The sequence below is a fragment of the Variovorax sp. genome, from assembly GCF_035634955.1.
GTDB lineage: Bacteria > Pseudomonadota > Gammaproteobacteria > Burkholderiales > Burkholderiaceae_C > Variovorax.
On the sequence record NZ_DASQBZ010000002.1, the window covers coordinates 39,060 to 52,085 of the forward strand.

The 13,026-nt window shown below is 68.5% G+C and carries 14 protein-coding genes; 12 read left to right on the forward strand and 2 right to left on the reverse strand.

Going from position 1 to position 13,026, the window contains the following annotated elements; translation table 11 throughout:
• Positions 1–6 precede the first annotated feature (6 nt).
• From VES41_RS00325 to VES41_RS00360, 8 genes are all read left to right on the forward strand, one after another.
• Positions 7–837 carry an ABC transporter ATP-binding protein gene (locus tag VES41_RS00325; RefSeq protein ID WP_324811569.1) on the forward strand — a complete coding sequence of 277 codons (831 nt, stop codon included), beginning with the start codon at positions 7–9 and terminating at the stop codon, positions 835–837.
• An 18-nt stretch (positions 838–855) separates the two neighbouring features.
• Positions 856–1,785: a branched-chain amino acid ABC transporter permease gene (locus VES41_RS00330; RefSeq protein WP_324811543.1), complete on the forward strand. Its 930-nt coding sequence runs from the start codon at positions 856–858 to the stop codon at positions 1,783–1,785.
• A gap of 16 nt (positions 1,786–1,801) precedes the next feature.
• The gene (locus tag VES41_RS00335; RefSeq protein ID WP_324811545.1) at positions 1,802–2,866 is read left to right on the forward strand and encodes a branched-chain amino acid ABC transporter permease; all 1,065 of its coding nucleotides are present in this window, start codon (positions 1,802–1,804) and stop codon (positions 2,864–2,866) included.
• Positions 2,867–2,950: 84 nt separating this feature from the next.
• The gene (locus tag VES41_RS00340) at positions 2,951–4,270 is read left to right on the forward strand and encodes an ABC transporter substrate-binding protein (protein WP_324811547.1); all 1,320 of its coding nucleotides are present in this window, start codon (positions 2,951–2,953) and stop codon (positions 4,268–4,270) included.
• 11 nt (positions 4,271–4,281) lie between these two features.
• Positions 4,282–5,097, forward strand: coding sequence for an ABC transporter ATP-binding protein (locus VES41_RS00345; protein ID WP_414718975.1), 816 nt, complete (start codon positions 4,282–4,284; stop codon positions 5,095–5,097).
• 43 nt (positions 5,098–5,140) lie between these two features.
• Entirely contained in the window at positions 5,141–6,388 is a 1,248-nt protein-coding gene (locus VES41_RS00350) for a phenylacetate--CoA ligase family protein (protein WP_324811549.1), read from the forward strand.
• Between the two features lie 129 nt (positions 6,389–6,517).
• A complete protein-coding gene (locus VES41_RS00355) occupies positions 6,518–7,177 on the forward strand; it encodes a peroxiredoxin (RefSeq protein ID WP_324811550.1) in 660 nt (219 codons plus the stop codon).
• Positions 7,178–7,200: 23 nt separating this feature from the next.
• The gene (locus tag VES41_RS00360; protein ID WP_324811552.1) at positions 7,201–8,241 is read left to right on the forward strand and encodes an MBL fold metallo-hydrolase; all 1,041 of its coding nucleotides are present in this window, start codon (positions 7,201–7,203) and stop codon (positions 8,239–8,241) included.
• A 6-nt stretch (positions 8,242–8,247) separates the two neighbouring features.
• On the opposite strand, the gene VES41_RS00365 is transcribed toward VES41_RS00360, so the two are convergent.
• The gene (locus VES41_RS00365) at positions 8,248–9,135 is read right to left on the reverse strand and encodes an alpha/beta fold hydrolase (RefSeq protein WP_324811554.1); all 888 of its coding nucleotides are present in this window, start codon (positions 9,133–9,135) and stop codon (positions 8,248–8,250) included.
• A 61-nt stretch (positions 9,136–9,196) separates the two neighbouring features.
• A complete protein-coding gene (locus VES41_RS00370) occupies positions 9,197–9,691 on the reverse strand; it encodes a DUF2127 domain-containing protein (protein WP_324811556.1) in 495 nt (164 codons plus the stop codon).
• A 120-nt stretch (positions 9,692–9,811) separates the two neighbouring features.
• Between VES41_RS00370 and VES41_RS00375 the strand changes: the two genes are divergently transcribed.
• From VES41_RS00375 to VES41_RS00390, 4 genes are all read left to right on the forward strand, one after another.
• Positions 9,812–10,576: a class II aldolase/adducin family protein gene (locus VES41_RS00375; RefSeq protein WP_324811558.1), complete on the forward strand. Its 765-nt coding sequence runs from the start codon at positions 9,812–9,814 to the stop codon at positions 10,574–10,576.
• Positions 10,504–10,836 (forward strand): 4-oxalocrotonate tautomerase, encoded by a 333-nt coding sequence (locus tag VES41_RS00380; protein WP_324811560.1) that lies wholly within the window; start codon positions 10,504–10,506, stop codon positions 10,834–10,836. Before VES41_RS00375 ends, VES41_RS00380 begins: the two co-directional genes overlap by 73 nt.
• A 58-nt stretch (positions 10,837–10,894) precedes the next feature.
• Positions 10,895–12,226, forward strand: a complete 1,332-nt coding sequence (locus VES41_RS00385; protein WP_324811562.1) for a cytosine deaminase — start codon at positions 10,895–10,897, stop codon at positions 12,224–12,226.
• A 105-nt stretch (positions 12,227–12,331) separates the two neighbouring features.
• Positions 12,332–13,026 (forward strand): tripartite tricarboxylate transporter substrate-binding protein (locus VES41_RS00390; protein ID WP_324811564.1); only part of this gene is annotated, 695 nt, incomplete at its 3' end.

Below are 13,026 nucleotides of genomic sequence, written 5' to 3' on the forward strand. Positions count from 1 at the left end.
CGTGCCATGGACCTGCCGCCGCAGGCCGCGCCGCAAGGCGATGACGCGCCGCCACCGGCACGACGTATCGGCGAGTCGATACTGGAAGTGAAGAACATCTCGCTGGCCTTCGGCGGGGTGAAGGCGCTGAGCGACATCAGCTTCGACGTGCGCGAGCACGAGGTGCGCGCCATCATCGGGCCGAACGGCGCCGGCAAGAGCTCGATGCTCAACTGCATCAACGGCGTCTACACGCCGCAGCAGGGCTCGATCACGTTCCGCGGCCAGACCTTCCGCCACATGAACTCGCGCCAGGTGGCCGAAATGGGCGTGGCGCGGACGTTCCAGAACCTGGCGTTGTTCAAGGGCATGAGCGTGCTCGACAACATCATGAGCGGGCGCAACCTGAAGATGAAGAGCGGCCTGCTGGCGCAGGCGCTGCGCTGGGGCCCGGCCGAGCGCGAGGAGCTGGCGCACCGCGAGTTCGTCGAACGCATCATCGACTTCCTGGAGATCCAGGCCTGGCGCAAGACGCCGGTGGGCCGCCTGCCCTACGGGCTGCAAAAGCGCGTGGACCTCGGGCGTGCGCTGGCGATGGAGCCGCAGGTCCTGCTGCTCGACGAGCCGATGGCCGGCATGAACGTCGAGGAAAAGCAGGACATGTGCCGCTTCGTTCTGGACGTGAACGACGAGTTCGGCACCACCATCGTGCTGATCGAGCACGACATGGGCGTGGTGATGGACATCAGCGACCGCGTGGTGGTGCTGGACTACGGCCGCAAGATCGGCGACGGCACGCCGGACGAGGTGCGGGCCGACCCCGAGGTGATCCGGGCCTATCTCGGCACGACACATTGATCATGCGGAAGGCTTGACATGGGATTCTTCCTCGAAACCGTCTTCGGCGGCCTGATGGCCGGCATGCTCTATGCCCTGGTCGCCCTGGGCTTCGTCCTGATCTTCAAGGCCTCGGGCGTCTTCAATTTCGCGCAGGGCGCGATGGTGCTGTTCGCGGCGCTGGCGATGGCGCGCTTCGCCGAGTGGTTCCCGCGGTGGCTCGGCTTCGACAGCGCGGTGCTGGCCAACCTCCTGGCCTTCGTGGCGGCGGCGCTGTGCATGGTCGTCGTGGCCTGGCTGGTCGAGCGGCTTGCCTTGCGCAGGCTGGTCAACCAGGAAGGCATCACGCTGCTGATGGCCACGCTGGGCATCGCCAACGTGCTCGACAGCGCCGGCCAGCTGCTGTTCGGCAGCGCCACCTACAAGATCGACATCGGCATGCCCAAGGATCCGATGATCGTGCTCGACAAGGTATTCGACGGTGGCCTGCTGCTGAGCAAGGAGGACATGTTCGCGGCCGTGCTCGCGGCGGCCCTAGTGACGACGCTCACGCTGTTCTTCCAGAAGACCGCCACCGGCCGGGCGCTGCGCGCCGTGGCGGACGACCACCAGGCGGCGCAGTCGATCGGCATACCGCTGGCGCGCATCTGGGTGATCGTCTGGTCGATCGGGGGCTTCGTGGCGCTCGTGGCCGGCGTCATCTGGGGCAGCAAGCTCGGCGTGCAGTATTCGATCTCGCTGGTGGCGCTCAAGGCGTTCCCGGTGGTCATCCTCGGCGGCCTGACCTCGGTGCCCGGCGCCATTCTGGGCGGGCTGATCATCGGGGTGGGCGAGAAGGTCTCGGAGATCTACCTCGGGCCGTACCTGGGCGGCGGCATCGAGAACTGGTTCGCCTACGTGCTTGCCCTGGCGGTGTTGCTGGTGCGGCCGCAAGGCCTGTTCGGCGACCGGATCATCGACCGGGTGTAGGGAAGGCAAGACAACGATGTTCTACCGCGAGAACGGCCAGTTCAAGACCAGCTACCGCGCCGACCTGGCGCTGTTCCCCGTGGCGCAGGACCGCTGGGCCATGCTGGCGCTGGCGGCAGTCGCCTTCGTCGCCGTGCCGCTGCTGGCCAGCGACTACAGCTTTCGCGCCGTCTTCATTCCCTTCCTGATCCTGTCGCTGGCGGCCATCGGCCTGAACATCCTGGTGGGCTACTGCGGCCAGATCTCGCTCGGGACCGGCGCCTTCATGGCCGTGGGTGCGTACGCGGCCTACAACCTGCAGGTGCGCATCGACGGCATGCCGCTGCTGCTGGCCCTGATCGGCGGCGGCCTGTGCGCCATGGTGTTCGGCGTGCTCTTCGGCATCCCGAGCCTGCGCATCCGCGGCCTCTACCTGGCGGTGGCCACGCTGGCCGCGCAATTCTTCGTCGACTGGTTCACCAACCGGGTCAAGTGGGTGACGAACGATTCTTCGTCGGGGTCGGTCAGCGTGCGCGCCCTGCAGATGTTCGGCTTCGAGTTCAGCACGCCGACCCAGAAATACCTGCTCGTGCTCACGCTCGTGGTGATCTTCGGGCTGCTGGCCAGGAACCTCGTGCGCGGCGCCATCGGGCGCGAATGGATGGCCATGCGCGACATGGACGTGGCGGCCGCGGTCATCGGCATCCGGCCGGTCTACGCCAAGCTCACCGCCTTCGCGGTCAGCAGCTTCATCGTCGGCGTGGCCGGCGCGCTGTGGGGCTTCGTGCACCTGGGCGCGTGGGAACCGTCGGCCTTCGGCATCGACAAGTCGCTGCAGCTGCTGTTCATGATCATCATCGGCGGGCTCGGCTCGATCGCCGGCAGCTTCTTCGGGGCGGCCTTCGTGGTGCTGCTGCCGCTGTTCCTGAACTACGTGCCGCACTGGCTCGGCCTGGCGATCTCCACCGCCACGGCCTCGCACCTGGAGCACATGATCTTCGGCGCGCTCATCGTCTTCTTCCTGATCGTCGAGCCGCACGGCCTGGCACGGCTGTGGGCGACGGGCCGGCAGAAGCTGCGGCTGTGGCCATTCCCGCACTAGGCCCGAACCCATCGCGCCGCACGACGAAGCCCGCCCACGTTTTTTCACCCGACCTGTTCCCAGTTCAAACGAAGGAGACAAGACATGCAAGGAAGCAATTTCACCCGCGTCACCGCCCTGGTCGCGGCCGGCCTGTCGATGGTGGCCGCGAGCTCGCTCGCGCAGGCGCAGGCCGCCGAGCAGTTCGTCCCGCTGCTGGTCTACCGCACCGGGCAGTTCGCGCCGCTGGGCATTCCGTGGGCGGACGGCAAGCAGGACTACCTCAAGCTCATCAACGCGCGCGACGGCGGCGTCAACGGCGTGAAGCTGACCTTCGAGGAATGCGAGACCGCCTATGACGCGGCCAAGGGCGTCGAATGCTATGAGCGCCTCAAGGGCAAGGGCAGCGGCGCCTCGGGCTTCGACACGCAATCGACCGGCATCACCTTCGCCGTCACCGACAAGGCCTTCGTCGACAAGGTGCCGGTCGAGACACCCGGCTACGGCCTGTCGCAGTCGGTGGACGGCACGGTGTTCGAATGGAACTTCCCGCTGATGGGCACCTACTGGACCGCGACCGACGTGATGCTGCAGGACATCGCCAAGAAGGAAAAGGGCAGCCTCAAGGGCAAGAAGATCGCGCTGGTCTATCACGACTCGCCGTACGGCAAGGAGCCCATTCCGCTGCTCAACAAGCGCGCGGCGGCCGAGGGCTTCGAGGTGCTGCTCTATCCGGTCACGCCGCCCGGCGTCGAGCAGAAATCCACCTGGCTGCAGATCCGCCAGCAGCGCCCCGACTACGTTCTGTTCTGGTCGGCCGGCGTGATGACGCCGGCCGGCATCCGCGAGGCGCAGGCCAGTGGCTACCCGCGCGACAAGATCTACGCCGTGTGGTGGGCCGGCTCCGACCATGACGTGAAGGACATCGGCGAAGGCGCCAAGGGCTACAACGCGGTCACGCTGCAGAACAGCGCGGCCAAGGACAAGGTGCTCGACGACATCAGGAAGTTCGTCTACGACAAGGGCCAGGGCACCGGCTCGGCCGAAGGTGTGGGCGCCATTGCCTACAACCGCGGCGTCATGATCTCGATGCTCCAGGTCGAGGCGATCCGGGCCGCGCAGGAGAAGTACGGCAAGGGCAAGCCGGTGACGCCCGAGCAGGTGCGCTGGGGCTTCGAGAACCTCGACCTGACGGCCGACAAGCTCAAGGCGCTCGGTTTCGGCGAGATGATGCGGCCGATCAAGACCTCGTGCAGCAACCACATGGGCGACGACTGGGCACGCGTGATCCAGTGGGACGGTGCCAAGTGGAACATCACGTCCGGCTGGTACCAGTCCGACAAGACGCACATCAACGCGCTGGTCAAGGAGTACGCCGAGAAGTACGCCAAGGACAAGAACATCAAGACGCGCAGCTGCAGCTGAGCACAGAAGCCGTGAACGCGCCCGCCGACCGACCCTTGCTCGATGTCAATGGCATCGAGGTCATCTACAACCACGTGATCCTCGTGCTCAAGGGTGTGTCGCTCACGGTTCCGGAGGGCGCCATCGTGGCCCTGCTCGGCGGCAACGGCGCCGGCAAGACCACCACGCTTCGCGCCGTCAGCAACCTGCTGGCCGGCGAACGCGGCGCGGTGACCAAGGGCACGATCGAGCTGCGCGGCGAGCGCATCGAGGCGCTCTCGCCGGCGGCGCTGGTGCAGCGCGGCCTGGTGCAGGTGATGGAAGGGCGCCACTGCTTCGCGCACTTGACGATCGAGGAGAACCTGCTGACCGGCGCCTACACGCGCAAGGATCGGGGCGAAGTCGCGGCCAACCTGGAGAAGGTCTACACCTACTTCCCGCGCCTGAAGACGCGGCGCACCAGCCAGGCCGCCTACACCTCGGGCGGCGAGCAGCAAATGTGCGCGATCGGGCGGGCGCTGATGGCCAACCCGAGCGTGGTGCTGCTCGACGAGCCGTCCATGGGGCTCGCGCCGCAGATCGTCGACGAGGTGTTCTCGATCGTGCGCGACCTGAACCAGAAGGAACGGGTCACGTTCCTGCTGGCCGAGCAGAACACGAGCATGGCGCTGCGCTACGCCGACTTCGGCTACATCCTCGAGAACGGGCGGGTGGTGATGGACGGCGAAGCCGCCAGCCTGCGCGAGAACGAGGACGTCAAGGAGTTCTACCTGGGCGTGGGCGGCGGCGACCGCAAGAGCTTCCGCGACGTCAAGAGCTACAAGCGCCGCAAGCGCTGGCTGGCCTGACCCTGCGCGGCCGCTTCGAAAACCTGAACGCGAACAGAGCATCATGAGCCAGTACTACGACGCACTGGAGACGCGCGAGCCGGCCGAGCGGGAGCGCGAGCAGCTCGCCCGCCTGCCGTGGCAGCTCGCCCATGCGGTGCAGGCGGCGCCGGCGCTGGCGCGCATCCTCGGTTCCACCGACACCGCCTCCGTGACCACGCGCGAAGCCCTCGCGCAGTTGCCCGTCACGCGCAAGTCCGAGTTGCTCGAACTTCAGAAAGCCACCCGCGCGAGCGACGCATTCGGCGGCTTCGCTGCCGCGCGCGGTCCGCGCACGCGGCGGGTGTTCGCCAGCCCCGGAACGCTGTACGAGCCCGAGGGCGCAGCGCCGGACTACTGGCGCACCGCGCGCGCCTTCTTCGCCGCCGGCTTTCGCGCCGGCGAACTGGTGCACAACAGCTTCAGCTATCACATGACGCCGGCCGGCTCGATCATGGAAACCGGCGCGCATGCGCTCGGCTGCACCGTGTTCCCCGGCGGCACCGGCCAGACCGAGCAGCAGGTCCAGGCGATCGCCGAACTGCGGCCGCACGGCTATGTCGGCACGCCCAGCTTCCTCAAGCTGATGCTGGAGAAGGCGGCAGACCAGCACATCGCCCTGCCCACGCTGACCAAGGCGCTGGTCTCGGGCGAGGCCTTTCCGCCCAGCCTGCGCGACTGGCTGGACGAACGCGGCGTAGGGGCCTACCAGTGCTACGCCACCGCGGACGTCGGCCTCATCGCCTACGAGACGCCGGCCCGCGAAGGCCTGGTGATCGACGAAGGCGTGCTGGTGGAGATCGTGCGCCCGGGTACCGGCGAACCGGTGCCCGAGGGTGAGGTGGGCGAGGTGGTGGTGACGCCGCTGTTCAACGCCGACTACCCGCTGGTGCGGTTCGGCACCGGCGACCTGTCGGCAATGCTGCCCGGCACCTGCCCCACCGGCCGCAGCAACGCCCGCATCAAGGGCTGGATGGGGCGCGCCGACCAGACGACCAAGGTGCGCGGCATGTTCGTGCACCCGGGGCAGGTGGCGCAGGTCGCCCGCCGGTTTCCCGAGGTGCTGCGGGCCCGGCTGGTGGTCGAAGGCGAGATGGCGCAGGACCGCATGACGCTGCACCTCGAATGCAACGGCGCGCCGCCCGGCCTGGCCGAACGCGTGGCGGAGGCGATCCGCGAGGTCACCAAGCTGCGCGGCGAGGTGCGCATCGTCGCGCCTGGCAGCCTGCCCAACGACGGCAAGGTGATCGAGGACGCGCGCCGATACGAATAGCCGGCGCGGCCTCGTCCCTGCGCTTGCCACTGTCATGGCGAAAGTGGTGTACTGCGATCCCCGCATTGGGTGCTTTCTCATCCAACTGCAGGTTCGTTGTTCATTTCTCCAACTTATGACGGAGCCGTCATGTCACTGCGCATCAACGACATTGCCCCGGATTTCAGCGCCAACACCACGCAGGGCCGGATCCAGTTCCACGACTGGATCGGCGACAAGTGGGTCGTGCTGTTTTCGCACCCCAAGGACTTCACGCCGGTGTGCACCACCGAGCTGGGCTACATGGCGAAGATCGAGCCGGAGTTCACGCGCCGCAACACCAAGCTGATCGGGCTGAGCATCGATCCGGTGGACGCGCATGACCGCTGGGCCACCGACATCGAGGAAACCCAGGGCCACCGGCCCAAGTACCCGATGATCGGCGACACCGACCTGGCGGTGGCCAAGGCCTACAACATGCTGCCCGCGGAAGAGCCAGGCAGCTCCGATGGCCGCACCGCCGCCACCAATGCCACGGTGCGCACCGTCTTCATCATCGGCCCGGACAAGAAGATCAAGCTGATGATGACCTACCCGATGACCACCGGCCGCAACTTCGACGAGATCCTGCGCGCCCTCGACTCGATCCAGCTGACCGCCGCGCACAAGGTGGCGACGCCGGCGAACTGGAAGCACGGCGAAGACGTGATCATCGCCGGCTCGGTCAGCGACGACGACGCCAGGACGCTCTTCCCCGACGGCTGGAAGTCGCCCAAGCCCTACCTTCGCGTGGTCAAGCAGCCGGGCTGAGCCCGGCAACCGGCGGATCTGCCATGGTCTTCGAACAGATCACCACCGGCGGCTGCCGGTCCTACCTCGTCGGGTGCGACGACACGCGCGCCGCCGCGCTGATCGACCCGGAACTGAGCCAGGTCGACCACTACCTCGGACTGGCGGCGCAGCACGGCGTGCGCATCCGCTACGTGATCGACACGCACACGCATGCTGATCACTTCTCGGCCACGCGCGAGCTGGCGCGCAAGCTGGCAGTGCCGGTGATCATGCATCGCCGCAGCCCGGCCCCGTTCGTCGACATCCGCCTCAACGACGGCGAGATGATCGTGCTGGGCAAGCTGCGCATCGCCTCGATGCACACGCCCGGCCACACCGCCGACTCGATGTGCCTGCAGGTCGAGGACCGCCTTTTCACCGGCGACACGCTGCTGATCGGCGGCACCGGGCGCACCGACCTGCCGAGCGGCGACCCGCAGGCGCTGCATGACAGCCTGTTCAACAAGCTGCTGCGCCTGGACCCCTCCCTCAAGGTGCATCCGGCCCACGAGTACAAGGGGCGCGACCATTCGACGCTGGCCGACGAGCTGGCCGGCAATCCGAGGCTGCAGGTGCGCGAGCGGGCGGCGTTCGTCCAGATGATGCAGCAGCTGAACCTGTCGATGCCGACCCACATCACCGAGGCACTGCGCACCAACATGAGCGGCGGCCAGACAGTGGCGGCATTGCTGGCGGAAGCCACGGCGAAGGTGCCGTTCATGGCGCTGGGCGAGCTGCGGGCCAGGGTCGAAAGCGGCGACGAAGAGTTCATCGTGCTCGACGTGCGCGAGCGCGATGCGTACGAGAAGGGCCACGTGCCCGGCGCACGGCTGCTGCCGCGCGGCCAGCTGGAACTGCGCGTCAACCAGGACCTGCCGGATCCGACGCGCCGCATCCTGACCTGCTGCGAGCTCGGCTACATCTCCACCCTGGCCGCGGCGACGCTGCGCGGCATGGGCTTCGTCAATGCCGTGGCGCTGGACGGTGGCATGAAGGCCTGGCGCGAGGCGGCCTACCCTCTGCGCGAGGGCGCCGAGCCCTGATCGGCTTCAGCGCGCGGCCAGTACGCGCGACAGCCACGCCAGCAGCACGTCGACCACCTCCTGGCGATTGGTCTCGTTGAGCGTCTCGTGGCGCGCGCCGCCGAAGACGTGCGAGGACACGTCGGTCAGCCCCGCGTCGCGGTAGCGCTGCACCAGCGGGTGGAACCATTCGCCCTTGTTGCTGACCGGATCCTGGTCCCCGATGAACAGGTACAGCGGCAGCGCAGGCGGAATGCGCCCGCGCATCGCGTCGGGCGCGAGCGAGGCCAGGCTGGCGAAGATCGATCCCATGCCTTCGGCGTCGACCGTGAACCCGCACAGCGGGTCGGCAACATAGGCGTCGACCTGCGCCGCGTCCCGGCTGAGCCAGTCGAATGGCGTGCGCACATCGGGCAGCGCGGCATTCATGTCCTCGAGCCTGAAACCAGCCTGCAGGCCGGCGCCGAGCAGGTCCAGGGCTGTCGTGCCGGACAGCACCGCCCCGCCGAGCAGCGCGCTGTGCTCGATCAGGTAGTACTGCACCGCGAACGAGCCCATGCTGTGCCCGAGCAGCACCAGCGGCACTCCGGGATGGCGGCTGCGCGCGTGGCGGCTGAGCTGCGCCATGTCGTCCACCAGCGCCGAGAAGCCGCGCGGGCCGAACCGGCCCAGTTCGCCGCGCGCGGCCGCCGCCGGACCGTGGCCGCGGTGCTCGTTGGCATACACCGCGCAGCCGGCGCGCTGCACCAGCGCGTCGGCCAGCGGCCGGTAGCGCAGCGAATGCTCGCCCATGCCATGCGCGATCTGCACGACGGCGCGCGGCGCGGCGCCGCCATCGGCATGCCAGCCATGGGCCTCGATCACGTGGCCGTCGCCGGCCTCCAGCGTGAAGTGGGATTCGGTGGTGCCCTGCATGTCAATCCTTTGCGGTTGCGAACCGGCCGGCCATCTTAGGGCCTGCGGCACGCGCCGCGCATCAGCTGCCGGCGACGCGGGCCCGCCGCCGCTGCAGCAGCGCCAGGACCATCACGCCGACCACCGCCAGGTTGACCAGCACTACCACCAGGCCCACCATCGATGGCCGGCGGACCAGGTGCAACAGGTCGAAAGGCACGTAGATGGCGCCGCTGGCCGCCGCCAGCCACTCGGCCCAGGCGCGCTCGCGCAGCAGGCCGTATGCCTCGGCCAGACGCGCGGCCGAATATGCGGCCGAACCGGCCGCCAGCCACAGCACGTGCCCGCCGTCCTGCACCTTGGCCATGGCGTCCAGAAAGATCTGCGGATAGTGCGAGGCCGGATTGAGATGCGAATGGCGCACCAACTGCACGGCCACGTCGTAAAGGTCCTGCCGGTGGATGAGCGACAGCACGCCAGTGGCGACCAGCAGCACGAGAAGCCCCTTGGAGGCCTCCACCAGGGCAATCGCGCGAATGGCGCGGCGCGACGCGGACGTGCTGCCGGATGGGTTCATGCGATCGGCGGCCGGTTGGCCGGAACGGTTGGTCCTGCATTGTGGCCGCGACAGGCCCATCGGCGTTGTCGGTGCGGGCGCCGCGCTAAAGTCGGGGCCCGCCCGTCCGACGGCCCGCCGATGAACGCCCACTCCCCCGCCGCTGCCCGCCCGCCACGCACCGAGACGCAGGTTCGCACCGACCTGGCGGCGGCCTACCGCATGGCCGCGCGCAATGGCTGGGACGACACGATCTACACGCATCTGTCGGCGAGCGTGCCGGGCGAACCCGGTCACTACCTGATCAATCCCTTCGGCGCCACTTTCGACGAGATCACCGCTTCGAGCCTGGTGAAGGTGAATACGCACGGCCGCGTGGCCGACGGCTCCGGCGCCCGCGTCAATCCGAGCGGGTTCGCCATCCATGGTGCGGTACATGCCGCACGGCCTGACGTCGAGTGCGTCATCCACCTGCACACGCCCTGGGGCGTGGCCCTGTCCATGCTGCCCGGCGGGCTGCGCGCGACCTCGCAGTACGCCATGCGCCTGCACGGCCGCCTCGGACGCCATCCCTACGAGGGCCTGGCACTCGGCGCCGACGAGCAGCGCCGCATGGTGGCCGCGCTCGGCACGCTCGACGGCCTGATCCTCGAGAACCACGGCCCGCTGGTGGTCGGACGCACCGTGGCCGAGGCGTGGATGCTGATGCACCTGCTCGAGCGCGCCGCCATGGCCCAGTTGCGCGCCATGGCGGCCGCCGGAGGCCAGGTGCTGGCCGTCAGCGACGCACTGGCTGCGCGCACGCACGCCGAATGGGTCGGCGACGGCAGCGAATGGGACGGCGACGCCGAGTGGCCGGCCTTGCTGCGCCGGCTCGAGCGCACCGACCCGGGCTTTCGCGACTGACCCGGCCGCCAAGGCCTGCCACCGATTCACAACCCAAAGGAGATTCCATGCCCACCATCCGCGTCGAAATGTTCGAAGGCCGCACCGTCGAGCAGAAACGCGCCCTGGCGCAGGCGCTGACCGAAGCCACCGTCCGCACCCTCGGCGGCTCGGCCGAGGCTGTCGACATCCTGTTCTACGACATCGCCCGCCAGGACTGGGCCACCGGCGGCAAGCTGTGGAGCGACGCCGCGCCGGCCAAGCCTGCCGGCGGCAGTTGAGATCGCCGCCCGCCAGGGGCCCGATGGAATGCGCACCGATCTTGCTTGCCTGCCCGGCATGACCCATTCGTTCTTCCAGCCCCCCGAACTGACCCGCTATGCATTGCGCAACCTGCGCGCTCCGGAGTGCCTCGTCCAGGCCGGAACGCTTCCCGCCGAAAACGGCCTCGTCGGCATCGACCTGCTGATCGATGACGGCCGGCTGAGCGCCATCGAGCCGGCAGGTACGCTGCCGGCCGAACTCGGCCCGGACCTGGACGCCTCGATGGTGCTGCCGGGCATGCTCGACCTGCACACGCACCTGGACAAGGGCCACATCTGGCCGCGCCGCCAGAACCCGACCGGTGACGGCGCCGGCGCCGGCATGGCGACGCAGCAGGACCGCGAGGCGAACTGGAACGCGCAGGACGTGGCGCGCCGCATGGAGTTCGGCCTGAAGACGGCCTACGCGAGGGGCGTGGTCGCGATCCGCACGCACCTGGACTCGCTGGCGCCGCAAGCCGCCATCTCGTTCCCGGTGTTTCGCCAGATGCGCGAGCGCTGGGCCGGCCGCATCGACCTGCAAGCTTCCTCCATCGCGCCGGTCGATATCTTCCTGACCGACGAAGGGCGCCAGTTGGCCGACATCGTGGCCGAAAGCGGCGGCCGGCTGGGCTTCGTGACCAAGTCGACCTCACATCCGCGCGAGCCCGTTCCGCCGATGCTCGACGAGGCGCTGGGGCGGGTATTCGCCCTGGCCCGCGAGCGCGGGCTCGACCTGGACCTGCACGTGGATGAATCCACCGATCCGCGGGCCTGCTCGCTGATCCGCATTGCGCGAGGCGCCGTGACGCACGATTTCCCGGGCCGCATCCTGTGCGGCCACGTCACCGCGCTGGCGCTGCAGACCGACGAAGTGATCGACCAGACGCTCGACGCGTGCGTAGAGGCCGGCATCGACGTGGTCAGCCTGCCGACGGTCAACATGTACCTCCAGGACCGCAGCCAGAACGACCGCACCCCGCGCTGGCGCGGCGTGACCGTGCTGCACGAGATGAAGGCGCGCGGCATGCGCGTGGCGGTGGCCGGCGACAACTGCCGCGACCCTTTCTACGCCTACGGCGACCACGACATGCTCGATACCTATACCCAGGCGGTGAAGATCCTTCACCTGGACCATCCGCTGTCCGACTGGATCCGCGCGGCAACCGAGACGCCAGCGGCCATCATGGGCCTGGACCGAGGCGTCTTGCGTGCCGGCGCCGGGGCCGACCTGATCGTGCTGAAGGCGCGCAGCTACTCCGAGATGCTGGCGCGCCACCAGTTCGACCGCTGCGTCATTCGCGCCGGCCGCGCCATCGACACGCGCCTGCCGGACTATCGCGATCTGGACGATCTGATGAATAAGTAGCCCGGCGCGACGGGCGACCCGGGCAAGCGCCCGTGGCGAACGCCACCGGCCGGGCTAAGATCGTTGCTTTACTTTTTCTAACATTCTCCCGGAGACGTTTTCCTCATGAAGAAGTTGCTCACCCTCGCGGCGATCGCCCTGGCCGCGGCCGGCGCATCGGCACAAGACTACCCTGGCGACAAGGTGGTCACCATCGTGGTTCCCTTCGCCGCCGGCGGGCCGACCGATCGCGTCGCGCGCGACCTGGCCGAGGCGCTGCGCAAGCCCCTGGGCGCCACCAGCGTGGTGATCGACAACACCGCCGGCGCCGGCAGCACCATCGGCAACGCCAAGGTCGCGCGCGCCAGGCCCGACGGCTACACGCTGCTGCTCACCCACGTGGGCATGGCCACCACCCCGGTGCTGTACCGCAAGCTCAGCTACAACTACGAGACCGACTTCGAGTACCTGGGCATGATCAACGACGTGCCCATGACGCTGATCGGCAGGCCCGACCTGCCGGCCAGCAACTTCAAGGAGCTGAGCGACTGGATCGCCAAGGCCGGCGGCAAGGTCAACCTGGGCAACGCCGGCGTCGGCTCGGCCTCGCACCTGTGCGGGCTGCTGTTCCAGAGCGCGCTCAAGGCCGAGATGACCACCGTGCCTTACAAGGGAACGGCGCCGGCCATTGCCGACCTGATGGGCGGGCAGATCGACCTGCTGTGCGACCAGACCACCAACACCACCGGGCAGATCGAGGCCAAGAAGGTCAAGGCCTACGGCGTGGCCTCGCTCAAGCGGCTGACGACGCCGGCGCTCAA